Annotated in this window: 24 protein-coding genes; 3 read left to right on the forward strand and 21 right to left on the reverse strand. The window is 45.3% G+C overall.

Features of this window, described 5'->3' with window-relative positions; genetic code table 11:
• Nucleotides 1-13: 13 nt before the first annotated feature.
• The 7 genes from ACXACN_RS12825 to ACXACN_RS12855 form a co-directional block, all read right to left on the reverse strand.
• The gene (locus tag ACXACN_RS12825) at nucleotides 14-640 is read right to left on the reverse strand and encodes a TetR/AcrR family transcriptional regulator (RefSeq protein WP_474964925.1); all 627 of its coding nucleotides are present in this window, start codon (nucleotides 638-640) and stop codon (nucleotides 14-16) included.
• A 2-nt stretch (nucleotides 641-642) separates the two neighbouring features.
• On the reverse strand, nucleotides 643-1,581 hold the full coding sequence (gene meaB, locus ACXACN_RS12830; protein WP_474964926.1) for a methylmalonyl Co-A mutase-associated GTPase MeaB: 939 nt from the start codon (nucleotides 1,579-1,581) through the stop codon (nucleotides 643-645).
• Nucleotides 1,582-1,593: 12 nt separating this feature from the next.
• Complete coding sequence (locus ACXACN_RS12835; RefSeq protein ID WP_474964928.1) at nucleotides 1,594-2,733, reverse strand: acyl-CoA dehydrogenase; 1,140 nt, start codon at nucleotides 2,731-2,733, stop codon at nucleotides 1,594-1,596.
• Between the two features lie 13 nt (nucleotides 2,734-2,746).
• The gene (locus ACXACN_RS12840) at nucleotides 2,747-3,892 is read right to left on the reverse strand and encodes an acyl-CoA dehydrogenase (protein WP_474964929.1); all 1,146 of its coding nucleotides are present in this window, start codon (nucleotides 3,890-3,892) and stop codon (nucleotides 2,747-2,749) included.
• Between the two features lie 21 nt (nucleotides 3,893-3,913).
• Nucleotides 3,914-4,765 (reverse strand): 3-hydroxybutyryl-CoA dehydrogenase, encoded by an 852-nt coding sequence (locus ACXACN_RS12845; protein ID WP_474964930.1) that lies wholly within the window; start codon nucleotides 4,763-4,765, stop codon nucleotides 3,914-3,916.
• Nucleotides 4,766-4,778: 13 nt separating this feature from the next.
• The gene (locus tag ACXACN_RS12850; RefSeq protein WP_474964932.1) at nucleotides 4,779-5,966 is read right to left on the reverse strand and encodes an acetyl-CoA C-acetyltransferase; all 1,188 of its coding nucleotides are present in this window, start codon (nucleotides 5,964-5,966) and stop codon (nucleotides 4,779-4,781) included.
• Between the two features lie 172 nt (nucleotides 5,967-6,138).
• Complete coding sequence (locus tag ACXACN_RS12855; RefSeq protein ID WP_474964933.1) at nucleotides 6,139-8,271, reverse strand: heterodisulfide reductase-related iron-sulfur binding cluster; 2,133 nt, start codon at nucleotides 8,269-8,271, stop codon at nucleotides 6,139-6,141.
• A gap of 211 nt (nucleotides 8,272-8,482) precedes the next feature.
• Here ACXACN_RS12855 and cls point away from each other — a divergent pair, with 211 nt between their 5' ends.
• Nucleotides 8,483-9,667, forward strand: a complete 1,185-nt coding sequence (gene cls, locus ACXACN_RS12860; RefSeq protein ID WP_474964934.1) for a cardiolipin synthase — start codon at nucleotides 8,483-8,485, stop codon at nucleotides 9,665-9,667.
• A 5-nt stretch (nucleotides 9,668-9,672) separates the two neighbouring features.
• Here cls and ACXACN_RS12865 read toward each other — a convergent pair whose 3' ends face one another.
• From ACXACN_RS12865 to speE, 6 genes are all read right to left on the reverse strand, one after another.
• A complete protein-coding gene (locus ACXACN_RS12865; RefSeq protein WP_474964936.1) occupies nucleotides 9,673-9,852 on the reverse strand; it encodes a XapX domain-containing protein in 180 nt (59 codons plus the stop codon).
• Nucleotides 9,853-10,725: 873 nt separating this feature from the next.
• Nucleotides 10,726-12,393: an arginine--tRNA ligase gene (gene argS / locus ACXACN_RS12870; protein ID WP_474964937.1), complete on the reverse strand. Its 1,668-nt coding sequence runs from the start codon at nucleotides 12,391-12,393 to the stop codon at nucleotides 10,726-10,728.
• Entirely contained in the window at nucleotides 12,390-12,830 is a 441-nt protein-coding gene (locus ACXACN_RS12875; RefSeq protein WP_474964938.1) for a YwiB family protein, read from the reverse strand. The genes argS and ACXACN_RS12875 overlap by 4 nt, the downstream gene beginning before the upstream one ends.
• Before the next feature lie 84 nt (nucleotides 12,831-12,914).
• Entirely contained in the window at nucleotides 12,915-13,361 is a 447-nt protein-coding gene (locus ACXACN_RS12880; RefSeq protein WP_474964939.1) for a hypothetical protein, read from the reverse strand.
• A gap of 202 nt (nucleotides 13,362-13,563) precedes the next feature.
• The gene (gene speB / locus ACXACN_RS12885) at nucleotides 13,564-14,436 is read right to left on the reverse strand and encodes an agmatinase (protein WP_474964941.1); all 873 of its coding nucleotides are present in this window, start codon (nucleotides 14,434-14,436) and stop codon (nucleotides 13,564-13,566) included.
• Between the two features lie 5 nt (nucleotides 14,437-14,441).
• The gene (gene speE / locus ACXACN_RS12890) at nucleotides 14,442-15,272 is read right to left on the reverse strand and encodes a spermidine synthase (protein ID WP_474964943.1); all 831 of its coding nucleotides are present in this window, start codon (nucleotides 15,270-15,272) and stop codon (nucleotides 14,442-14,444) included.
• A gap of 139 nt (nucleotides 15,273-15,411) precedes the next feature.
• On the opposite strand from speE, the gene ACXACN_RS12895 reads away from it, so the two are divergent.
• Entirely contained in the window at nucleotides 15,412-17,463 is a 2,052-nt protein-coding gene (locus ACXACN_RS12895; RefSeq protein ID WP_474964945.1) for a transglycosylase domain-containing protein, read from the forward strand.
• A 268-nt stretch (nucleotides 17,464-17,731) separates the two neighbouring features.
• On the opposite strand, the gene ACXACN_RS12900 is transcribed toward ACXACN_RS12895, so the two are convergent.
• From ACXACN_RS12900 to ACXACN_RS12930, 7 genes are all read right to left on the reverse strand, one after another.
• Complete coding sequence (locus ACXACN_RS12900; RefSeq protein ID WP_474964947.1) at nucleotides 17,732-18,076, reverse strand: YolD-like family protein; 345 nt, start codon at nucleotides 18,074-18,076, stop codon at nucleotides 17,732-17,734.
• Nucleotides 18,077-18,217: 141 nt separating this feature from the next.
• Nucleotides 18,218-18,445, reverse strand: coding sequence for a hypothetical protein (locus ACXACN_RS12905; protein ID WP_474964948.1), 228 nt, complete (start codon nucleotides 18,443-18,445; stop codon nucleotides 18,218-18,220).
• 99 nt (nucleotides 18,446-18,544) lie between these two features.
• Nucleotides 18,545-19,087, reverse strand: coding sequence for a YwhD family protein (locus ACXACN_RS12910; RefSeq protein WP_474964949.1), 543 nt, complete (start codon nucleotides 19,085-19,087; stop codon nucleotides 18,545-18,547).
• Nucleotides 19,088-19,166: 79 nt separating this feature from the next.
• Entirely contained in the window at nucleotides 19,167-19,733 is a 567-nt protein-coding gene (locus ACXACN_RS12915) for a GNAT family N-acetyltransferase (protein ID WP_474964951.1), read from the reverse strand.
• 149 nt (nucleotides 19,734-19,882) lie between these two features.
• Nucleotides 19,883-21,739, reverse strand: a complete 1,857-nt coding sequence (locus tag ACXACN_RS12920) for an ABC transporter permease subunit (protein ID WP_474964952.1) — start codon at nucleotides 21,737-21,739, stop codon at nucleotides 19,883-19,885.
• 267 nt (nucleotides 21,740-22,006) lie between these two features.
• Nucleotides 22,007-22,507, reverse strand: a complete 501-nt coding sequence (locus ACXACN_RS12925; protein WP_474964953.1) for a YwgA family protein — start codon at nucleotides 22,505-22,507, stop codon at nucleotides 22,007-22,009.
• 13 nt (nucleotides 22,508-22,520) lie between these two features.
• Nucleotides 22,521-23,816: an HD domain-containing protein gene (locus ACXACN_RS12930; RefSeq protein WP_474964954.1), complete on the reverse strand. Its 1,296-nt coding sequence runs from the start codon at nucleotides 23,814-23,816 to the stop codon at nucleotides 22,521-22,523.
• Between the two features lie 234 nt (nucleotides 23,817-24,050).
• Between ACXACN_RS12930 and lipL the strand changes: the two genes are divergently transcribed.
• Nucleotides 24,051-24,893 (forward strand): octanoyl-[GcvH]:protein N-octanoyltransferase, encoded by an 843-nt coding sequence (gene lipL / locus ACXACN_RS12935; protein ID WP_474964956.1) that lies wholly within the window; start codon nucleotides 24,051-24,053, stop codon nucleotides 24,891-24,893.
• A gap of 46 nt (nucleotides 24,894-24,939) precedes the next feature.
• On the opposite strand, the gene pta is transcribed toward lipL, so the two are convergent.
• Entirely contained in the window at nucleotides 24,940-25,911 is a 972-nt protein-coding gene (gene pta, locus ACXACN_RS12940) for a phosphate acetyltransferase (RefSeq protein WP_474964958.1), read from the reverse strand.
• Nucleotides 25,912-26,039: the final 128 nt, after the last annotated feature.

A 26,039-nucleotide genomic window follows, 5' to 3' on the forward strand; every position in this document is an offset into this window, starting at 1 on the left:
CCGATCTTCCTTTCTATTGAAGTGTTTCTTCCTGATCGAGACCTTTCAATAACAACTGAATTTGCGTATCGGTATAGCTTTCAATCGTGAACGTGCGCTGAAGAATCCAGCGGCGGAATCCCCACATCTGTCCCTGAACGAAGATATTGTTGGCGATCAGCTTGATTTCTTCTTCGGGGTGCTCTCCAGGAAGGCTGTTGATGATCACTTGTTCAAGCATAGCCACCATGTCGCGTTCTTTTTGCAACACGTATTCTTGAGCATCACGCGACAGGGATTTGACTTCCTGATACATGACGAGCACCTCATCCTGCATATCATCCATCAATTGAAAATAGGAACGGATCGCATGAATCAGACTTTGCACACTCGTCTGGTGAGGATCTATGGAATCTTCCATACGTTCTTTTACTCGCTGGTAGATGGAATCACAGACGAGAAACAGGACATCTTCTTTTTTTCGAATGTATTCGTAGAGCGTTCCAATACTGAACCCGGAAGCCTTGGCGATTTCACGGGTCGTCGTCTTATGGAACCCTTTTTCTATAAAAAGAGTGACTGCGCCCTTGATCATCTGATTCCTACGCTTGGTGACGAGCGCTTCATCTTTAATGGTTGAAGGTACTTGTTTTTCAGCCAAACTCACTCACCCTTCCTTCCCCATTCACGAAACCAAGACCGGGCCAACTCATAAGGATCCGCATCCGGGTTTTGAAAAACTTCGAGCTTCTGTTTGTCTCTTTCGATCTCTCCCTTAACTTCCCGCCAGATTTCTTCCCTGATTAAGTCGTACACTTCGAGCTGGAGCTGCTGTTTCCGCCGCTCCGCCCCTTTGTTCGTCTCATACAAAAAGTCACGGTGGCTTTTCATGTTTTCATAGAGTTCTTCCATTCCCTTGGCTTCCGTCGAAATCGTTTGGACGATTGGTGGTTCCCATCCTTCCGGCTGGACAATCATCATGTATTCTTCGAGCGTGGATTTCAGCTTTCTTACTCCAGGAAGGTCTGCCTTGTTGATGATGAACAGATCGGCAATTTCCATAATTCCTGCTTTGAAAATTTGCAGGACATCTCCACTGTTCGGAGTCAACACCAGTCCTGTTGTATCTACGACTTTCATTATATCGAGTTCGGACTGACCGACGCCCACCGTTTCAACAAGAACGACATCAAATCCGTAAGCATCGCAAACACGGATGCTGTCTTTCGTCGCCCGGGCTAACCCACCCAGGCTTCCTCTAGTCGCCATGCTACGAATGAAAATACCGGGATCGAGAAAATGCTGGTTCATCCTCGTACGATCCCCAAGCAACGCACCACCGCTGAATGGACTGGTAGGATCGACTGCTATGACAGCGACTGTGAGATCCTGTTGTCTCAAATAGGTGAGCAATTGATTGATCAGTGAGCTTTTCCCTGCTCCAGGTGAACCTGTAATGCCAATGTAGTGCGCCTGTTTTTGTATCGAAAAGACATCACTCATCAGCGAAAGCTTCTCTTTATCTTCATTTTCGATCAACGTAATGGCTCGGGCCAACGCCCTCATGTCCTGCTTTTGGATTCGTTCAGCCAGTGGATGCATAACGATGACCTTCTATTGCGTAACCATACGGCCGACAACGAGCCTTTGGATTTCCTGGGTTCCTTCATAGATTTGGGTGATTTTCGCATCCCTCATGTAACGTTCGACAGGATAATCTTTTGTATATCCATAGCCACCGTGAACCTGTACGGCTTCTGTCGTCACTTTCATTGCTGTGTCTCCAGCAAACAATTTAGCCATAGCAGATGCTTTGGAATAAGGCAGTCCCTCTGACTCTAAATAGGCGGCCTGATATGTGAGCAAACGAGACGCTTCAATCTCCGTTGCCATATCAGCGAGCTTGAAAGAAATTCCCTGCAGATGAGCGATTGGCTTGCCGAACTGTTCACGCTCTTTCGCATAGCTTACAGATTCGTCCAGTGCCCCCTGAGCGATTCCGACAGCCTGGGCGGCAATGCCGTTACGGCCTCCATCCAAGGTCATCATGGCTACTTTGAAGCCTTTGCCCTCTTCCCCTAGCAAGTTTTCTTTCGGAATCCTACAATCTTCGAAGATCAGTTCAGTCGTCGGTGACGAACGAATGCCGAGTTTTTTCTCCTTCTTACCTGTTGTAAAACCTGGAGTATCTTTTTCTACGATGAACGCACTGATGCCTCGGTTGCCTTGATTCGGGTCCGTCTTTGCGAACACAACATAAATATCCGCCACGCCACCATTCGTAATCCACACTTTGCTTCCGTTCAACACATAGTGGTCACCATCCAGTTTCGCTTGTGTCCTCATGGAAGACACGTCACTCCCCGCTCCTGGTTCAGACAAAGCATAAGCTCCCAGCGCCTCACCTGAAGCGAGTTGAGTCAAATACTTCTGCTTCTGTTCTTCGGTTCCGAATTTATAGATCGGCCAGCTTGCCAATGAGATGTGCGCGGAAAGAGTGACTCCTGTAGAAGCACAGACACGGGAGAGCTCTTCAACCGCAATGACATAACTGACAAAATCGGATCCAATGCCACCGTATTCCTCAGGCCATGGAATTCCTGTCAGACCAAGCTCTGCCATCTTGTCGAAGATCTCACGGTCGAACCGCTCTTCTTCATCCCTTTCAGCAGCCGTTGGTTCCACTTCATTCTTGGCAAAATCACGGACCATTTTTCTAAGCATTTCTTGTTCTTCTGTTAAAGTAAAATTCATTCTGGTTATCCCCCTAATCTCTAATCAGATGGTTGCCGATAACAACCTTTTGGATTTCACTTGTACCTTCGTAGATCTCACAAACTTTGGCGTCTCTGAACAAACGCTCGACCGCATAATCTTCGGTATATCCGTATCCACCATGGACCTGAACAGCTTCAATAGATGCTTTCACCGCTGTTTTGGAAGCCATCAATTTAGCCATCGACACTTCTTTGCCACACTTTCTGCCTTCTGCTTGCAGAGATGCGGCATGATAGACGAGAAGCTTCGAAGCTTCCACTTCTGTCGCCATATCAGCGAGCTTAAAAGAAACTCCTTGCAAATGTGCGATTGGACGGCCGAACTGTTCGCGTTCTTTGGCATAGGAGACCGCGTGCTCAAGCGCTGCTTCTGCGATTCCCAGGGACTGGGCGGCAATGCCGATTCGTCCGACGTTCAAGTTGGCAAGCGCAATTTTATAGCCTTCGCCTTCTTCTCCGAGCCTTTGGGAAACCGGAACCTCACATTGATCAAAGTTCAGCGATACCGTACTGGAGCCGTGAAGTCCCATCTTTTTCTCCGCTTTGCCGATGGAAAAACCAGGCGTGTCACGTTCTACGATAAACGCACTCAATCCCTTCTTCGTGTCCACGTCTGGATTGGTACGGGCGAAAACGATGAATGTATCTGCATTTCCTCCGTTCGTGATGAACACTTTAGAACCGTTAAGAATGTAACGATCCCCTTGCTTAACCGCTCGCGTTTTCAAACTGCTGGCATCGGAACCTGCACTCGGTTCTGTCAGGGCGAAAGCACCCAAATACTCACCCGATGCCAGTTTAGGAATGTATTGATTCTTCTGTTCTTCTGTCCCGAAATACAAAATCGGGTTCGTTCCAACAGAGGTGTGAACGGATAAAATAACCCCGAGCGTCGCACTCACCTTTGAAATTTCATGAATTGCGATAATATAAGAGATGTAATCCATTTCGGCGCCGCCGTACTTTTCAGGAATCGGCACGCCCATCAACCCGAGCTCCCCCATTTTTGGAATCAACTCGGAAGGGAAACGATCCTCCCGCTCCATACGCTCCACAGCAGGAGCTACCTCTTTTTCCGCAAAATCGCGGACCATTTTCCTCATCATTTCCTGTTCATCCGTGAACTGCAAATTCATTCTCGTTCTCCCCTTTACACGTTAATCGTAGGTGTAAAAACCGCGGCCAGATTTCTTCCCGAGCCAGCCTGCCTTGACATATTTACGTAAAAGCGGGCAAGGACGGTATTTGCTGTCTCCAAATCCTTCATGGAGAACTTCCATAATATATAAACATGTATCAAGTCCGATAAAGTCCGCAAGCGTAAGTGGTCCCATCGGGTGATTCATACCCAGCTTCATGACCGCGTCCACATCTTCAGGAGATGCCACGCCTTCGTGGACGGTATAGATGGCTTCGTTGATCATCGGCATCAAAATACGGTTGGAGACGAACCCAGGGAAGTCTTCCACTTCTACGGGCGTTTTTTCCAATTTCTTCGTCATATCTTCAATCGCCTGATACGTTTCATCACTCGTTTGGATGGCACGGATGATTTCCACTAACTTCATGACCGGTACAGGATTCATGAAATGCATGCCGATCACTTGCTCTGGGCGCTTTGTAGCCGCAGCAATTTCCGTTATCGGTAAAGAAGACGTGTTCGTAGCCAAAATCGCATGAGAAGGAGTGATCGCATCGAGCTGTTGAAAAACACTCACCTTCACATCCATATTCTCAACAACAGCCTCCACCACGAGGTCACAGTCCGAAGCGTCCTTCAAATCGGTCGTCGTTGATAAGCGGCCGTACGTAGCCTTCTGAGCTTCTTCGGTCATCTTCCCTTTTTCAACGGCACGTCTCAGGCGCTTTTCGATGCCGGAGAGTCCTTGATCCAAGGCATCCTGACTCATATCATTTAGTTTCACGTTCAATCCGGCCTGAGCAAAAACCTGGGCAATACCCGCCCCCATCTGTCCTGCTCCAATGACCATGACTTGATTAATTGTCATCCCGCATTCCTCCTTATTGTTTCGGTACCTCGATCAATACAGCGTCGCCTTGGCCTCCACCTGAACAAATGGCCGCGATTCCAAGTCCGCCACCGCGTCGCTTCAGTTCGTGTGCAAGAGTGAGAAGAATGCGCGCACCACTCGCTCCAATTGGGTGTCCAAGAGCGACCGCTCCACCGTTGACGTTTACTTTTTCATGATCAAGACCCGCAATCTTGCCACTCGCTAAGGAGACGGCAGCGAAAGCTTCGTTTACTTCAAATAGATCGATGTCTTCTATGGATTTCCCTGTTTTTTTCAATAGTTTATTAATGACAAGTCCAGGCGTCTGCGGGAAGTCCTGAGCTTCCACTGCGATTTCATCATGCGCTAGAATCGTAGCCAGTGTCTCCGCACCTAATTCTTCTGCTTTCTCATCAGACATGAGCAGCATAGCGCAAGCTCCGTCGTTGACTCCCGGCGCATTTCCTGCCGTAATTGTTCCCGTTTTATCGAACACAGGACGAAGCTTAGCCAGGGCCTCGACCGTCGTGTCCTTCCTAGGGGCTTCATCTGTATCGATGACTTTAGGCTCCCCTTTTCTTTGAGGAACTTCGACAGCCGTGATTTCTTCGCCAAGCTTTCCTTCTTCAATGGCTCTTACAGCTCTTTGATGACTTCGATAAGCCCATTCATCCTGCGCTTCTCTTGTCAATTCATATTCTTCAGCGGTACGGTTTCCATAGTTGCCCATATGGACGTTTTCAAAGGAACATGTCAATCCATCATGCACCATCATATCCTTCACAGCCCCGTCGCCCATACGGAATCCAAAGCGGGCTTTCGGCATGAAGTAAGGCGCATTGCTCATGCTTTCCATTCCACCTGCAACGATGATGTCCTCTTCCCCTAACCGTATGAACTGATCGCCCATCGTTACACTACGCATACCAGAGGCACATACTTTGTTTACGGTTTCTGTTTTTACATCCCAGGGAATGCCCGCTTCTCTTGAAGCCTGGCGGGAAGGAAGCTGTCCCTGTCCGCCCTGAAGGACGCTGCCCATAATGACCTCACCTACATCTTCCGGTTTTACATTCGAACGTTCCAAAGCCGCCTTAATCGCGATTCCACCAAGCTTCGCAGCTGTCAAAGGTGCAAGGGATCCTCCAAGTTTTCCAAAAGGGGTACGGGCTCCAGCAACAATTACAGTTTTACGCATGTTTATTCCTCCTCTTATTGGTAACGCTTTCAAAATAGACGATTGAACGCTCGCTCAAATTCGTCCCATAAGGAAAGTGTACATAAAACGTTGTACACTTTCCACAATTTTCATACTATTTTTTCTTTTGCCGTCTTTATTCGACGGGTGAAATTATTGGTCAAACGTTTGATTAAGCCGTCTTTTCCTCTGTTTTATCAAACATGGATTTAGCCAGGATTTCAGCAATATCCATCGTGCTGACTTCCTCTTCCACTTCTTTCGCTTTTGTTCCATCGGAAAGCATCGTCAGACAGAATGGACAGCCACTGGAGATCATCGTTGGTTCAACTTCAAGTGCCTGTTCGGTACGAGCGACGTTGACGCGGTTTCCGGATTTCTCTTCCATCCACATCATTCCGCCCCCGGCTCCACAGCACATGCCGTTCGAGCGGTTACGCTTCATTTCAACCACTTCAACCCCAGGAATCATTTCAAGCACTTCACGAGGCGGCTGATAGACTTCGTTGTAGCGGCCGAGGTAACAGCTGTCGTGATAGGTGATTTTCTCTTTCACGACCCCTTCTGGTTTCAGGCGTCCCTCTTTCAACCATTCCGCAAGCAATTCCGTATGGTGGTAAACTTCAGCTTCAAGTCCGAAGTCTGGATACTCATTTTTGAATATGTTGTAGGCGTGAGGATCAATCGTGATGATCTTCTTCACATCATTCTTCTCGAATTCTTTCATGTTCTTTTCAGCAAGCTCCTGGAAAAGGAATTCGTTCCCCATGCGGCGAGCCGTATCCCCAGAGTTCTGCTCTTTGTTCCCGAGAATTGCGAACTTAATATCCGCGGCATTCATCAGCTTTGCAAACGCCATCGCGATTTTCTGGCTCCGGTTATCGTATGATCCCATAGAGCTGACCCAGAACAGGTACTCAAATTCTTCTCCTGATTTCTTCAACTCTTTCACGGTAGGGATATGAACGTCTTCGTCCAATTGTCTCCAGTCTTCCCGTTCTTTCTTAGAAAGCCCCCACGGGTTTCCTTGACGCTCGATGTTCATCATCGCACGCTGACCATCTGCATCCATTTTCCCTTCCGTCAAAACTAAGTAACGGCGAAGGTCGATGATTTTATCGACATGTTCGTTCATAACCGGGCAGGCATCTTCACAGTTACGGCATGTGGTACAAGCCCAAAGCTCTTCTTCTGTGATGACGTCCCCGATTAAACTCTTATTATTGACTGCATCAAGCGTAGCTGCTGCTTCATCAGAACCTTGAGACCGGGACATTTGTGCGAGTGTATTTCCTTCTGTTCCAGAAAACGCATAGGCTGGAACCCACGGAGATTGACCAGTGACAGCCGCTCCTTTTTCCGTCAGGTGATCCCTCAATTTAACGATCAGGTCCATCGGTGAAAGCATTTTACCTGAACCTGAAGCAGGACAAACATTGGTACAACGTCCACATTCGACACAGGCGTAAAAATCGATCATTTGCAGCTGGTTGAAGTCTTCGATTTTTCCAACTCCGAAAGAAACGTCTTCTTCATCCGCTTCCTCATCGATTTCAAAATCAATCGTCTTCAGTTTTCCTGGTGGTTCTTCACGGCTTAAAAATACGTTGACAGGTGCCGCAATTAAGTGTGCGTGTTTCGATTGAGGTACATAAACCATAAATGTAAGCAGGATAAGCAGGTGAATCCACCACATGATGAAGAACACAGTCGCAGCTGCTACAGGAGGCAACCAACCGAAAGCGCTTGCAATTCCAGACGCAACAGGTTCCGTCCACGCTCCTTCATGTCCGTGCCAGATAAGGCCCATGCCATTTCCCACAAGAACGGTGACCATCAATGTTCCGATAAAAATAAGAACAAGTCCCGCTTTGAAGCCACGCTTCAAGCGTACCAATTTCTCAATATAACGGCGGTAGAACGCCCAAATGACAGCGACAAGGATCGTCAGTGTCACAATTTCCTGGAAGAATGTAAAGCCTGGATAGAAAGGCCCTAAAGGCAAATGAGAATCTGGAGCTAGTCCTTTCCAGATAAAGTCTATGGCCCCGAATTGGACGAGGATGAATCCATAAAACATCATGACGTGGATGATGCCTGACTTCTTATCTTTCAATAGCTTCTTCTGTCCGAATACGTAAATCCAAATCTTCTGCAAACGCCTCTTCAGCTGTCTGTCATACTCGAATTTTTTCCCCAGTTTAATGTAAGCGACGCGGGTCTGAACGACACGGACGAACAAGTAAAGGCCGTAGACAAGCACGCCAAGGAATAAAATCCAGTTTGCCACCAACAACGGATTCATTGGTTCTCCCCCTCTTTGTTGTTGTCGCACGATGGCGACTTCCCTTTTCTCCGATCAGAAAATCGACAAAGAAACTTAAAATTTTCTGAATCTTATAGCTTTACTATAAATTATGAATGAGCATTCAGTCAACATATTTTCGTGTTTTTCCTTTTGAAACCTATAAAAACGGGGAAACTATCAGGAACAATTATTATAGGAGGCATGAAAGATGCTCGTCACAATCATTCTATTCATCCTTTTGTTTATCTTATTCCTTTTCATTGACTTCAAAATGGGACGGGCAAAGCATAAACAAAATCACAGGCCCCTTCCGTTACCGGAAACGCGCGGCAATTACAAACTCTATAAAAATGGTTCGGTTCTTTACGAGCAGATGTTCCAGGAAATTTCCGAAGCGAAGAAACAGGTCGACGTCTACTTCTACTTGATCGATAACGATTATATTAGTGAAAATTTCTTAGAAGTATTGAAGAACAAAGCGCGTAACGGTGTTCCTGTTCGATTACTTGTCGATCGACTCGGGGGATACAAAATAAACAAGTCCGTCAGAAAGAAGTTAAAAGACGCTGGTGTTGCTTTCTACTTCGCCGAAACTCCTGGATTCCCCTTCTTTTTTTATCGATTGAACAGAAGAAATCATAGAAAAATCACGGTTATTGACGGAAAAGTGGGGTATTTGGGTGGTTTCAATATCGGAAAGAATTATATAGGCGAATCAGCAAAATTCGGGGATTGGAGAGACTATCACCTGCGTTTGACCGGTCCTGTCGTTTCAGAAATCCATAAAGTGATGCTGGATGATTGGTACCTGGCTTCAGGAGAAACACTGTCGCCATGTGAGCCTTCGGAGGACGGCGATTTTATAATGAACATTATGGCGACGGATGGGGTGGAACTGGAAGAAGAATTTGCGAAGATGATTGATTCTGGAAAACAAGAAATTCTGATCGGCACCCCCTACTTCATTCCAACAGACCGATTGCAGAATGGCCTAAAGCAGGCGATTGACCGTGGGGTTGAGCTTCACATCATGATTCCAATGAAGGCCGATCATCCATTTGTAAAACCAGCAGCCATCCCCTATTTAAAAGAGCTTTATCATAAAGGGGCTACGATCCGTTTGTTTGATGCAGGTTTTTACCACTCGAAAATCGTCATCATTGACGGAACATTCGCGGATATTGGAACGGCCAATTTTGACCGCCGGAGCTTCTTTTTGAACAAGGAAATCAACACCTATGTGTATGACGAGAACTTCATCCAAGACTTGAGGGCCGCTTATTTCGAAGATGCCGCTGATGCGATCCCATTCGATGAACACTGGCTCAAACGCCGTTCATTCACTACTCGTTTGAACCAGAGAATTGCGGTATTGTTGAGGCCTTTCTTGTAATTCCTTCACTTGAAAATTTCAGCTAACATGGGACCTGCCCATGCCATAACTCTAAAGCCGAGGTAGATCCCTACAATTCCTGCGACTCCTGCAAAGGCAGGCGGGGCTGGGATCGGCAGTTTGAATCCTGCAAAAACGAGTCCAACGATGAACCCTGTAATCAGTGCGAGAATAACTTCTTTCATCTTTTCCACAACCTTTCGATAGGTAAGACACAGAAATAGTTTTTGCTTGCATGCTTCTTGTCATGCAAGCTTCTTTTTATATTACGAAACCTCTCCTCCTTATAACACAATAGCTTCTCATACAAGCTCCCGTTTGTGGGAGACTCAGTTTCGAGATGGTTGTGTGCGTTTAGGGGCTGCGGGGAATGACTCGCTTTCCGCGGGAGCGCGGTGAGCCTCCTCGGACTACCGTCCTGTGGGGTCTCACCAAGCACTTTTTTCCCGCAGGAGTCTCGCCGTTCCCCTCCGCCCCTCGGCCTAATAAGTATCTCGAAACCACTTCCAGAATTGGGTGAGTTCTACACATATTTGGAGTTGTAACACAAAGCTTCCATCGTATGAATAGAGCTCTAACCGCTTGTGATAAAGCGCTCTCCACCTATAGGTAGTGATGGTGGAAGATGCTCCTGCAAGGTATAGGGGTTCGTTTCTTACATTATTGATTGGGGTGGTTGGGAAGCTGCGAGACTCCCGTGGGAAAGAGGAGATCGGCGAGATCCCGCAGGACGCAGTCCGAGGAAGCTCGCCACTCCCCCACAGGAAAGTGTTCAAATGCGGAATCGCCCTGGTAGACACGACTGGCATAAGCAGAACAGCAACGGAATGTGCTTTTCATTCCTTTGCTGTTCTGCTTATGACGCGAGTGTCTGGGCGATGGAGCTAGACGAGTTGCTTCCCAACCACCCCTAACTCTCAACTCAGCAAACGAACCCCGGAACATCTCGAAATCAAGTCTTCAAGAATCCTGCTATACACTTCACTAATCTGATATAAGTATAGAAAAAGAGCGCCCCTGCTCTATTAGCAAAGACGCCCTTTTCCTAGTATATGGGATTACATTTGGTTTGGTGCAGAAACTCCGATTAATCGAAGGGCATTATTCAATGTCGTACGGACAGCTTTCATCAAGGCGATTCTTGCTGCTGTCAGTTCTGTGTTTTCGTCATCCAGCACTTTGACGGCATTGTAGAAGCTGTGCAGGTTGGATGCGAGATCGAACGCATATTGAGTGATGCGGTGCGGGGTACGTTTTTCTGCGGCATCCGCTACCACTTGCGGGAATTCTCCCAGACGCTTGAGAAGATCTTCTTCTTTCTCAGCTGTGAGATAGCTTCCATCATAGGAGTCTTTCACTAGCCCCTTCTCTTCTGCCTGTTTCAGCATCGTGCAAATGCGGGCATGTGCGTATTGTACGTAATACACAGGGTTTTCGTTCGACTCTGAACGGGCAAGGTCCATGTCAAAGTCCAGGTGGGAATCACTGGAGCGCATGGAGAAGAAATAACGCATGGCGTCAATTCCTACCTCTTCCATCAATTCACGAAGGGTGACCGCTTTTCCTGTCCGCTTACTCATTTTCACTTTTTCGCCGTCCTGGAACAGGTTGACCATTTGGATGATTTCTACTTCCAGTGTATCTTTCTCATAACCAAGCGCCTGAATCGCCGCTTTCATACGTGGAATGTAGCCATGGTGATCAGCACCCCAAATATTGATCAGGGTATCAAACCCACGGTCCAATTTGTTTTTATGGTAAGCGATATCCGGAGTCAAGTACGTGTACGTTCCATCATTTTTTATGAGGACACGATCCTTGTCATCGTCGAACTTCGTCGTTTCAAACCATGTCGCGTCATCTTTTTCGAACACATAGCCTTGGTCTTTCAATACAGCAAGGGCATCTGTGATTTGGTCGTCGTTATACAGAGAAGTTTCAGAGAACCACTCATCAAATGGAACACGGAATTCTTCTAAATCAGTTTTGATTTTATCCAATAGGAACTTCAGTCCATACTCACGGAAAAACTGCAGGCGCTCTTCTTCCGCAACATCCACCCACTTCTCTCCATCGTCACTGACGAGCTTCTCAGCTAAGCCGATGATGTCCTGGCCGTGGTAACCGTCTTCCGGCATGCTCCACTCTTTCCCGAGACTTTGCATGTAGCGGGCTTCCAAAGACTTCGCCAGATTCGCCATTTGGTTTCCGGCATCATTAATGTAGTATTCACGGGAGACATCGTACCCTGCGGCATCCAGAACATTGCATAGAGAATCACCCACAGCCGCGCCACGTGCGTGACCTAAGTGAAGGGTACCTGTCGGATTTGCAGAAACGAACTCCACCTGGATTTTGTGCCCTTCCCCGCTATTGCTGCGTCCATAGTGATCGCCAGCATTTAGAATCGTAGGTACCAATTCAGTCAAATATTGATTGTTCATGTAAAAATTGATGAATCCTGGACCAGCAATCTCAATTTTTTCAATTGATGCTTTGGACTTATCAAACTGCTCCACAAGATCGGTCGCGATGGCGCGTGGATTTTTTTTCGCTACGCGTGCCAACTGCATTGCCATGTTCGTGGCATAATCTCCGTGCGCTTTGTCTTTCGGCTGCTCAAGGATCACTTCAGGCATCTCTTCCTCAGATGCGAGTTCAGCAGCAAGGACTGAGCGGACGATTTCATCTTTCAGTTTCTGTTCCATTTGTTCAACGATATTCATGAATCGCTCTCCTCCTCAAACGTCAACGTCAAGCGGTGGGCTTGAGTCACTTCATGGTTTAAAGTCATGGTATAACTTAAATACAGTCGCCCCTGTGTGGATTCTTCCAAAGAACGGAATTCCACTTTATCTGTAACTGTCTTCATATGAAAATCACCATACGTATGATGATATAAATTTTCCGTTTCCGTAGATGGCTGGAAAACCTGGCGCATATCCACACCACCGCTCCGTTTGATGCTGACATGTTCCGGTTTAATCGTCACCATTGTACTGACCGGTTCTCCATCTTCCGGGTGCTCGATAAAGGTGAGCACTTGCGTATCGCCTCGTTTGAAAAACTGTCCCGGTTCCTGGACCTTCATTGTCTCTTTACGATCCCCATCCTGTATTTCGGTTACAAGCTGAACCTGGACATCTTTTGCGTTACTTGGCATCTTCCCTCCACCTTTTCTATCGCCATTTTTACGTACAAGTTATAACTAATATATTATAAGAATTCGAACAGAAAAACGCAAGCATCATTCTAGTAGAAGGTTAACGTACTCATGAACTTCCTGCACTTGGACGACGTGATTCGGAATCGAATAAGCCGCATATAGAACTAGGATAGCCAAAACAATCGTCAAGTACCACTTGAACGATAGATTTTTTTTGAACGGACGGCGGTCCGGGACAATCGAGAAAAGTAAAAACGGAAGCAGAAGGCCGATCACCCATACATCTATGCTCCATTGTCTATTTTCCACAGAGACAGCGAGGGTGAACTGCAGAAGGTCGTTCATGCGATCTTCCACATTCACTTCTGCCACCTCTTCTCCCCCGATTCCTTCAAGGATGAGGAGTGTATCTCCATTCAACTCATACGAGATGTTAGATGGGTTCCAATTTGCTCCGTATGTGAGAAGCAGCAAAGGGAGCATGATCAAAAGGTAAATCCCTGCCACTCCAATTGTCTTTTTATCCAAAACAAAAGCTCCTTTGTATCGTGTCTTTGCGTGTCACTCTATCTTTAAAGGGAGAACATAGCTCTTAGTCATTTAGAGCCGTCCTTTAAATTTCTGTTTATAGAAAAGTGAACGGTCTCCTTCCGCCACTAAACATGAAGACTTCACAAACAGAAAAGCCACTATGAAGACCTCTCACAGTGGCTAATTTCTATTCTATCATTTATCTCACGAACCCTAAAAGCATTTCGCGGATGAACTTGCTTGCTGCAATCTGCGTCTTCTCAGTCGGATCGTATGCTGGAGCGACTTCAACAAGGTCCGCTCCTACGATGTTCAAATCACTCGCGGCTATAGCATGGATACTCGCAATGAGTTCTTTCGACGTGATGCCTCCCGCTTCTGCTGTCCCTGTTCCAGGTGCGTAGGCAGGATCGAGCACATCAATATCGATGGTGACATAGACCGGACGGCCGGCAAGCGATGGAAGAACTTTTTTCAATGGTTCCAACACTTCAAACTTGGTCATATGCATACCGGACTCTTTTGCATATTGAAACTCTTCACGCATACCGGAGCGGATGCCGAATGAATACACATTGTCTGCTCCTAACAACTCACACGCTTTACGGATCGGTGTCGAGTGGGACAATACTTCTCCTTCGTACTCCTCACGCAGATCCGCGTGGGCATCGATATGGATGATCTTAATGTCCGGGTGTTTTTTGTACATCGCCTGAATGACAGGCCATGTGACGAGGTGTTCTCCTCCAAGACCAAGGGGGAATTTCCCTTTCTCAAGCAGTTCATCCAGATATCCTTCAATGATATCAAGACTACGTGCAGCATTCCCGAAAGGCAGCATCAAATCGCCGGCATCATGATAGTTCACCTCTTCCAGATGACGATCCAGGTAGGGGCTGTACTCCTCAAGACCAATGGAAGCTTCACGAATACGGTTCGGACCGAAGCGTGATCCTGGCCTGAAGCTGACGGTCCAGTCCATCGGCATGCCGTATATGACTGCATCCGCTTCCTCTTCGGTCGCCCGGCTCATGATAAATACTTTTCCAGAGTAGGATTCATCAAAACGCATGCCGGTCACTCCTTCGTGAGGTCTTTGACGAACTTCGGCAGGGCAAAGCACGCCCGATGAATATCGTCGGTGTAATATTTCGTATCGATTTCTGTAAAACGTTCCTCTCCCACTTCCAGGGGATCATGAACTTTACTTCCCATCGTAAACGTCCACAGTCCGCTTGGATATGTCGGGATGTTGGCTGTATAAACTTTTGTGATCTGGAAAGTCTCTTTCACATCGCTGTACACCTGGCGAATGAGATCCGCTTTAAACCATGGGTTGTCCGTTTGGGCAACGAAAATGCCATCTTCTTTCAACGCTTTGGCAATCCCCTCATAGAAACCTTTGGAAAAAAGATTGACTGCAGGCCCTACAGGTTCTGTGGAATCAACCATGATGACATCATACTCATTTTCACTTTTCGCAATGTGCATGAAGCCGTCATCGACTTTCACTTCCACCCGCTCATCTTCAAGTGCCCCTGCAATGGAAGGCAGATACTTTTTCGAATACTCGATGACCTTCCCGTCAATCTCCACAAGTGTCGCCTTTTCTACACTTTCATGTTTCAATACTTCACGAATGACGCCTCCGTCACCACCACCGACGACAAGAACGTTTTTCGGGTTCGGGTGGGTGAACAATGGAACATGGGCAACCATTTCGTGATAGACAAATTCATCTTTCTCTGTCGTCATGACCATGTCATCAAGAACGAGCATATTCCCCCACTCCGCTGTTTCCAGCATCTCTAAATCTTGAAAGTCTGTCTTCTCACTATGAAGGGAGCGATTGACCTTCGCCGTAATCCCGAAATGATCGGTCTGTTTCTCAGTAAACCATGTACCCATGTTGCATTTCTCCTTTTTCATCTATGAATAACTTTCATCCTAGTAGTCGTTTGTTTCACTCAAGAAGTTTATTTTACTACGTATTCTCACATAATAATAGCAGTCTTTATACATTCGTAACAGTTAGGAGTATAAAAGAATGCGATCATTTTTCAGAACGACTTATCGATGGACAATCCGTAGCATGAAACTCGCTATTTTTGGCACAATCGTAGGGGTTGTCGGAATTATCGGAGTGTTGATCTATGCCATCACTCAAGGCCCTCCATCGTTGATGACCGAACAGAATACGGTCTTTTACGGGACAGACGGGGAGATCATAGGGGAAGAGCGGGGAGCTGAAGAGCGTTACTGGATTAACATAGAAGAAATGCCCGAATCTATCAAAGACGCGACACTCGCCATTGAAGATAGGCGTTTCTATAACCACTTCGGTTTCGACTTGAAACGTATTGCAGCAGCTGCACTGACGGATCTTAGGCAGATGAGAATGGCCGAAGGCGCCAGTACCATCACCCAGCAGTATGCGAGAAACCTCTACCTTTCCCATGATAAAACATGGAAGCGTAAACTCAACGAGGCTCTCTATGCCGTTAGATTAGAGATTTTTTATAACAAAGACGAAATATTGGAAGGGTATTTGAACACGATCTATTACGGCCACGGGGCGTATGGCATTGAAGCCGCAAGCCGGCAATATTTCAATAAACATGCCTCTGACCTTACTTTGACGGAAGCTTCGATGTTAGCCGGCATCCCTAAAGGCCCGACCTACTACTCACCACTCGCCAACACCGAACGAGCAGAAGCAAGACAACAGCAAATCTTAGCTGTCATGGAGCAGAACGGCTATATCACTTCCTCTGAAAAACAAGCAGCTGTAGAAGCGAGCATCGTCTATGCTGACGATGAAGAAGAAGAGGTTCAGGAGATTGCTCCTTATTTTCAAGACCAAGTCATTACAGAAGCCGCTCAGCTGCTTGATATAGACAGAGAAAGTGTCCAGGCCGGCGGGTACCATATTCACACCACGCTGATTGAAGACCATCAACGGATTTTGGAAGAACAAGTGAATCGAAATATTCCAGGGAGTGAAGAAATTCAGGTCGCTTCCGCTGTAATGGATAGTCACTCTGGAGCTATTACAGCCCTTGTCGGTGGGAAGGACTATGGAGAAAGTCCATTCAACCGAGCTACTCAAGCCAAACGTTCTGTCGGTTCAACGATCAAACCTTTTCTTTATTACACTGCGCTTGGGGAAGGATATTCCCCAGTGACGATGAAAGAGACCCAGCCTATTGAGATCAAAGTAGAAGGTAAAACGGAACCTTATATTCCATCAAATTTCAACGACCAATATGCAGAAGAACCGATTTCTATGGCTCAAGCTCTTGCCGTATCGGATAATATTTATGCGGTGAAAACTCACATGGATATTGGTCCGGAAAAATTAGGAGAGACGATGAAGACGTTCGGCGTTGACGAAACGTTCCACCCACACCCTTCTCTTGCCTTAGGTTACTCATCCATCTCCCTTTTCGATATGGTCAGCGCCTATGGAAAAATGGTGAAAGGAACGGAATCAATCGAAGGCCATACCATTGCTGAAATTACAGACCGGCATGGGAATGTCCTGTATGAATACAAGCCGACTTACAATAAAGACGATGCGGTCGATCGAGTACGGGCATTCTCTGTCACCCACATGATGACAGGTATGTTTGATCCAATTTTGGATGCCGATTATGCATCGGTTACAGGGACTCCAATCAAAGGAAAGCTGTCACGCATGTATGGAGGAAAGTCCGGAACGACAAACAACGACAGCTGGATGATCGGCTTCAGCCCCCAATACGTCTCCGGTGTATGGGTGGGATACGATGAAGGAAGCAAGCCACTCAAAGACTTCAACGATCATCGGTACGCGAAAGCCATTTGGGCTGATACGATGGAGAGAATACATGAAACAGAACCGACTGCGGCCTTTATCCCACCCCCAGGGGTGAAAGGGGTCTACATTGACCCGGAAACCGGCTACGTCGCAGGTCCCAATTGTCCGCAGGAACGATTAGTGTACATGAAAGAATCCGATGTGCCGGAGGATGTTTGTGGCGGTGATGAAAGCAAAGACCTTAATGATGAATTCAAAGATGATCCATGGTTCAAAGATGTCGTGGACTGGTTCTTTTAATGCTTTCATCAATCATTTTGGAGCGAGAGGTCATCAAAACGGATGACCTTTCGCTTTTTGTCATTCAATGATGCCCTCCTCACGTTACTCATACACTAAAAAAAGACAGAGAAAACGACCGGGGGAACCGGTCGCTTTCTCTGTCCTAGTAAACATGTATAACCCATGTGTTACTTAATATATTACCCTTTTCGCTTATTCGTCAAGATTCGGCGTCTGAATTCTTGCACTTTTTTCATGAACATTTTGTGAACAAAAAGTGAACACCTTATAAAATAGCCAGGTCAGCGATATCATCCAGGGGTATACGAACCTGCTCTTTCGTATGTCCATCCACCCCTGCTACGGTGTGATTGCTTCGGTTGACATGGGTCACTTTCATCGTTATATCTTCATACTCGAAACCATTGTGGACTCTAACTTGGACCGTAAGATTGTCCGTTAGTGCCCGCTGCAATAGAAAGTCGATTTCTACAGCTTTCTGTTCATCCATGATTCCTTTTTCTACACGCTGATCTTCTTTCCAAAGTTTTTTCACCATTTCTACATGCTCCGGTAACATGAGCGATGTCCACTTGATCGTCCCGCGATCACGATTCCGGTTATCCATCATCGGCTCCCTCCAACACGAACGTTTGTTCTTATTCTATCATAAAAGAGGGCATCGTAAACTGGAATTTTCATACTTGGAAAAACTGACCCTGATTTTCATGCAGCTCTTCCGGGTGGAACAGCAATGGAATAGACTCATCATCTACTCCATTTCATTATTTCCTGCGTTTGCTTTCTTCTGATATCCGAACACGAAAATACAACTCACATAAATGACGAATGCGCCGGATACAAACCATAACCCAGATGTTAAATACTCATGCTTCGCATAAAAAGACCATTTGGACAGGAAATGAAGAATGCCTGAAATCAAACCGACAAGAGCAATTACAAAGTGAAACACCACATCATTTTCTAAAATCTTCTTCATAGAAATCCACCCCTTTCCTCTATGAACCATGTAATGAGAAAGAGGGAAATCCTTCAGATTCCCCTCTCCCAACCGATGCTATGCGTTTGCAATCATAAATTATTGTACGCCTAGAGAGGCTTTTAATTCCTGGGCTGTGTTCTCCCAAAGTTCTGGTTTGAAGTCACGCAAATATTCACCGAGCAGCTTTTTCGACTTCTCATCAAGATGATCGACGACAAAGCGGCCCTTCAAAGATTTATCCATATGGTTGACGTGTTCAGGCATCAATTTGTATCCACGCTTGATCGACCTGTCCACGACAAGCTCACTGGCAGCTACGCCATGGTAACACGGTTTCCCCTCTTGATTATCCACGGTTACCCAGACGATCCAATATTGCAGGCCGTTTTTAACCACTTCACGATCCGTAATAAATTTGATCCGTTTTTCTACTTTACTACGTGCGTGAAGGGCCCCCATATCGACATAGGCTTCCTCTTCATTCGGATCCACTATGACCGGCGTCATGTTTTCAAGACTAATGGAACCGACACCATATCCGCCATGACCATCGGTTGAATCATCTTTAATGATAGTGAATTGGTTTTTCTTTTTATCGCTGTTTTCTCCTGGATTCTTAAATTGATCGAACTCTTTCATAAAGCCATCCTCCTCTTCGTTCGTCCTACTATTTTGTCCCATTTTAACATACAAAACAGATCTTGTTAGATGAGATGCTTCATGTTTGATCAAACGTTTGTTCAAACTTATCGTATTCCCGCTTCAACAAAGAAAACACGACCGTGTCCTGAAATTTTTCCCCATCAAAATCTGTTTCCCTCATTACCCCTTCTTCCCGAAAGCCAAATTTATTTAACAGTCTGCGTGACCCTTCATTCTCAGCGAAAATGTCTCCTACAATCCGGTTCAGATTCAGCGTGTCAAACCCATAAGGGAGTACCGTTTCAAGAACTTCTGTCATTATGCCTGTCTTTTGGCTGCTCGGGTGAATGACAGCCCCCATCTCTGTTTTCCTATGCCACAGATTTAATTTGTGAAAACGGAAGAACCCGATGCAATCCCCTGCTTCATTCTCAATCACCCAAGGAATTTCTTTTTGCTTCTGAAATCCATCCAACCTTTCTTCCACGTATGCTTCCATCTCTTTTAAAGACAGGACGGGATGTGGAGTGATGTACTTCATCGTATCTGGACGGCTCATGAACGAAAACAGGGAAGGCGCATCAGATAATTCCAAACCTCTCATCTGTCGCTTTTTTAATTGAAACGTAGGAACATGCGACATACTAAATTCTCCTTTTCCACTAACCACTTAAGTTTTCAAGTTAAGAATCCTCTACGACGTACATGACGAGAGCCCATTCATTTGTTTCCCTTTACTCCCTCACCTTTGATTAAACAAATCACCCAAAGATGCAGGTTAAAAAAACGGTATTACACAGATCTCCTCTGCGGCTGGTGTTCTTCAGGTTCTGAACCCTTTCGTGCATAAGCGCGTTGAACAAAAACAAAATCCGCTTCCTTCACCAAACCTTCTTTCATCCTTTGTTTTTCTCTTCTTCGGAACATCTTTTTCATCCATGTGTTCTGTTCTACAGGTACTCCTACACGCTGTTGCTGAACTTCCTTCATTCCTTGAATCATTAACTGCATCGCTACGATGATACCCATAAAACAAACAAGCGTTGGAACGATGAGCCACCATTGCCCAGTCATCAATGAATCTTTAGCAGCACCGATCATCCCAGACCATTCATAAGTCGTACTCGTGGGAGGGTCTGCTTGAAAGGGATCGTAACTTACCTTCGTCCCTCCGAAATAAATATCAAACACACCTAAATGAATAAAAATGAGCATCGTTTGAATGAATTGCTGCCCAAAGATAATGCCCATCTTTGTACTCAAATGGGGCAGCAGGTGTTTCCAAAGCAAATGAAAAGAGCTTCCACCCAGCACCTTGGCGCTTGTAATGAACTCTTTCTGCATGAGGATTTTCATTTCATTTCCGAACAATGTCAGGACAAGTGGAACGGCTAAAATTGTTAAAACGAAGCCTTGATACAAGATCCTCTCACTTTCTGTTGTCGTAAATCCCTCATAAGGCATCCATAAAACCGGTCTCAACAATAAAAAGGCCAAGATGGTCATGGGTAAAAAATGCATGCTATCCGTCATTTTGGTGAAAAAAAGTTGAAGCTTCTGCGGAAGAAGAAAGGCATAAGGAATCGCAAGGATAAATCCCAGAAGCATTCGCAACAAGGCGATCGCCATCCCGAACAGAATGGTATATTTTGCTCCTACAAGAATTTGATCAAATACACTGAAACCTTGTGGGTCTGTCCCTAAAAAAACAAATTCAGGGGAATGAGGGACCGAGCTGACCAGGTTTCCAGCGTCATCATAAATCAACCTGTACTGATCGATCAGCGGTTCTGCTGTCATCGTATATACGATACTCGTCACAACTGAACCCCCGATAATGATAAACCCAATCAGAAACTTCACATTCTTAAAATGAGCACCAATCTCTTTAACTGCAAGTACAATCCACTGCCCCTTCCTCTTCAGAGAAGTGGCTGTAAGAATCAATTCTGTCCCCTGGTACAGAAGATAAAAGGGTGTAAAAAGCAGGAGGAGAATAAAAAAAGTAACGATCGGTCGGAAATCATTAAGAAAGGCAGACGTAATCCCGTTCATATTAAATATATATTCGATCATTAGTAAGCTGGATAAAGCTCCCCACACGATGATTTTAGAGTGGTAAAAAATGCTCCTGCCTATATTTCGTGAAATATGTACAAAAATAATAGTCACCTTTTTTAAACCTTTTCCTTTGGCCATTTGAACATAGGATTTGGTCCACTCCTCCTCTAGTAGTGCAAGAACAATCCTGTACATCGTGACCATCGGAAGGACGGCAAGGGCGATCATCGGGAGGAAATAAACTTTATCCTGCCCAAGGGAAGCAAACCGGAACAAAAGGATATCGGTTTGGTTGTACACCCAGACAATGATCAACTGTAACGAAAAAGCCAACAATAAGTCCGGGACACTTTCCAGCAAACTTACTCCTCGATCAACGATCCCTTTCAGCCACTTTGGTAAAAAAACAGTCAATAAGGCTCCTGCACACGCCAAAATAAACCCCAGCAGAATCGCCCCGAAGAACACGATCATGGAATACTGATAAGGGTCCCATAAATGTTCAAGAATCGGAACCTCATTCCCTTTGTATAGATATACCCATTCTTCAGGATTTACAAGAGAGGCCGAAAGTTGACGTAAGTTCACCCAATAATTCCTAAACTCCAAAAAGGATCCATTCCTGAATAAAGCTTGCGATGTGCTGATCAATAAAATCCCCAAAAGGCCTAAGGCATAATAAAGAGTAAATTTGATGAATTTCACATACCCGTCCTCACTCTACATTTTATTTGTTTTACCGACTTGCATTGATATGTATGACGATCATACTGAATGCTCCCAGTTTATTTTTTCAATAATCTGACATTGTAAGATAATAAAAAAGGTGTACTTCATTGTACACCTACATCTATCTTAATGAATGGAACGTAAATATTCAATAAATTTCCATCCCTCATCAATATCTTCTTCTGTGTAATTTTGAGCGCTCTTGACCGTGAACACTTTTTCGGTGATTTCTTCTTTCGGCAGATGCTCAAAGAAAAGCATGGTGGAAACCAATTCAAGGAAACGCGAGCTGCGTCCATTCATTTCTTCAATGTGGACATTCAATGGTGGCAGGTCCATATCATAGTGGGTCAAAAAATCTCTGCCACTATCGGTCAGCTCGTAACGGTATTGATAATAATTCTTCTTTTCTTCTTTCGTTTCACTGATAAAGCCTAGGTTACACATTTCTTCAACTCTCAACGTCAGCTCCTCTGAGTAGGGGCCATAAAAATGAAATTGGTAACGTTCTTCAAAAGGGATTTCACACTTTTTCAGTATGTAAATCATCTTCTGTAACTTCTTTCGGCCTACAATTTCATCGGTGCTTGAGAAAAACTGCATCAACTTCGCATGATTCTCCAACATGGAGGTTCACTCCTTATCCAAACAAAATTTCCATAATCCGCTTCTTCGTTTTGCTGCGATTGGACATTTCCTCAAGGCGATCCAGAGGAATATACAATTTATGATCCGTCCGTTTTTTACCAGAAATCGATTCAACTATATCAGAAAGCCTGGATAGTTCCTTCAACTCGTCATTCGGCTGCAGAAGGTGAATCGGCAGCCTCTCCCCTTCTTCACCCGGACGGTAAAAGTCATACGGGAGGTCTGAACTGGAGTCGACAACCAAATAATAATCAGGATTCAAGCCGGCTTTCGTGAAGAGTTTATATAGTTCCATCCATTCATTCATTTGAGCATTCGGATTGAACTCAATATATTTGAAGAGTTTACGGTTCACGAAACGATGGCATAAATCACTCAGCACCGCATCTTCTTCCTCCATCCACGTCTGGAAATAATAGAGGACAACCGCTTCATCCAGTGCCAAATATTCACTCAGGGAAGGTTCACCAGAAAAGAACGACAAGAAATGAACCGGCTCCAGCTTAAAGCTGTACTCATCTTCATATAGTTCCTTCGCACGGTGGAGAATTTTAGTCAAAATCACTTCCGCACTCCTCGTTACAGGATGGAAATACACTTGCCAGTACATTTGATAACGGCTCATTATATAATCTTCGACGGCATGCATGCCACTTTCTTTCACGACGACTTGATCTTCCATCGGACGCATGACTCGTAGAATCCGTTCCATATCGAAATGCCCATAGCTAACACCTGTAAAGTAGGCATCCCGCTGCAAGTAATCCATCCGGTCCGCATCAATTTGACTGGAAATCAAGCTGACGACAAGTTTGTTTTCGTACGTCTTGTTGATGACATCCGCTACTTTTTTCGGAAACCCTTTTTCCACTCTACTTAGAACTTTGTTCACTTCCGTATCCCCAAGTAAAATGGCCTGGGTGAAATCTTCGTGATCCAGTTTGTACACTTTTTCAAAGGAATGCGAAAAAGGACCATGCCCAAGGTCATGCAACAGTGCAGCACAAAGACAAAGCAGACGTTCTTCCTGATTCCAATTCGGTCGGTCTTTGAAATTCTCGATGATCCTTCTCACGATTTCATAAACACCTAGAGAATGGTTGAAACGGCTGTGTTCAGCTCCATGGAACGTCAAATAAGATGTACCAAGCTGCTTGATTCTACGGAGTCTTTGAAATTCGGCCGTGCCGATCAAATCCCAAATCACTCGTTCCCGAACGTGGACATAACGATGTACGGGGTCTTTAAAAACCTTTTCTTCACTTAACTTCTCATCACGATAGGCCATCAGTTTGTCCTTTCTACACGACATTTTTATCTATTATATACCTTAAATTCCGACAAAAAAACATCTTGACAGACAGAAATTGACAGGTATTCGCCTGGAGTCCTGTCAATAAGCGCTCAAACTTTAAACGATAAATTTTTATCCATCAGAGAATTTTACAACCGATCATCCATTCATGCAAGAGGCGACTTTTGGTATAATGAACGTTGCTACTCGAAAAGGAGAACGAATGTTATGAGTGAACTACATCCATTATTAAAACCTGATACGTATCGCTTTATCGATCAAAGCAATTTAGGCCCCGGATTTTCGGCTTTACAATCCTTTGCTATGGACGATGCGTTATCTATGAGTGTCGGCGAACGTATGAGTCCGACAACGGCAAGACTCTGGGTCCATCACGATACCATTGTACTCGGAATTCCTGATGCCCGCCTTCCTTATATAAAAGAAGCGATCCAACATGTAAAATCAAACGGTTATGATGTAATTGTCCGTAATTCGGGAGGACTTGCTGTCGTACTGGATGACGGCGTTTTGAACCTTTCCCTGATCTTCCCTGATTCTAAACAGGTAAACATCCATGACGGATATGAGGCGATGGTCTCATTTATCCGCCACCTCTTTTCCGATCTTACTAATGGAATTGAAGCCTATGAAATCACCCAGTCCTATTGTCCGGGGACGTATGATTTGAGCATCGACGGTAAAAAATTCGCCGGCATTTCCCAACGCCGGGTCAAAAACGGGTCGGCTGTCCAAATTTACCTTGACGTAAGTGGCAGCGGTGCAGAGCGTGCGGCCCTTTTAAAACGGTTCTATGAACTGGGCAAACGCGGGGAAGAGACGCGCTTCAGCTATCCCGATATCGATCCAGGCGTAATGGCTTCCCTGAATGAGTTATTGGGCACCACTTTAAGCGTTGCCGATGTCCGTGACCGAATCTTAATGAAGCTGCATGAACTTTCCGGGCACCTTGTGACCGATGCCCTAGAAGGAGACGAAATCGACTGGTTTCATAAGCGGTTTGAGCAAATGATTAAACGAAACGAAAAAGCGCTCGACAACCTGGAATAAGGGTGTCGAGCGCTTTTTTATTTCTTCTTTGGATGACCAAAAGACTTTATAGAGCTTGAGCAGCTGTAATGATGGCAAGTTTGTACACATCATCAGAGTTACAACCACGAGATAGGTCGTTCACTGGCTGGTTCAAGCCTTGCAAAATAGGTCCGACAGCGTCAAAGTTACCTAGGCGCTGGGCAATTTTATAACCGATGTTTCCTGCTTCAAGGCTTGGGAATACAAACGTGTTCGCTTCACCCATCAGTGGAGAATCCGGTGCTTTTTTCTCTGCGACGGATGGAACAAAGGCTGCATCGAATTGGAATTCGCCATCGATTAAAAGATCATTGTTTTGTTCTTTGGCAATCTCCAATGCTTCCGTCACTTTCTCCGTTTCAGGGGACTGAGCAGAACCTTTCGTTGAAAAGCTTAACATTGCAACTTTTGGATGGATGTCGAAGAGTTGCGCTGTTTCTGCACTTGCTAACGCGATTTCCGCTAAATCCTGACTGTCAGGGTTGATGTTGATGGCACAATCGGCAAATACATATTTCTCTTCATCACGAACCATGATGAATACGCCGGATGTCTTCTTGATACCCGGCTTCGTTTTGATAATCTGAAGAGCAGGACGAACCGTGTCTGCCGTAGAGTGTACCGCACCACTCACAAGACCATCGGCTTTGCCCATGTACACGAGCATTGTACCGAAGTAGTTGCCGTTTTGAAGAATTTCACGAGCTTTTTCTTCTGTTGCTTTTCCTTTACGACGCTCTACAAAGCTTGCGACCATTTCATCAAACTCATCATAGTTAGCAGGATCAAGAATTTCCGCAGCAGAAATATCCACGTCCAATTCAGATGCCTTCTGTTCTACATTTTCTTTATTACCGACTAATACAGGTGTCAACATTCCTTCAGCACCCAATTGACTTACTGCTGTTAGGATTCTTTCATCTAATGCTTCTGGAAATACGACTTTCTTGCCTTTTCCATCAATTTTAGACTTCAAAGTATCAAATAGGTTACTCATGATTAACCCTCCATTTTTCATTCTGTTATACATGATAAGACCTTTTGTGTTCAAATGAAAGTGGTTCGAATCAAGTTTTCCAGTTGAAGCGATTTCATTTTATAACTTTACCCTATTTCTCTACAGTT

Source organism: Halobacillus sp. AWM4_238 (assembly GCF_056158265.1).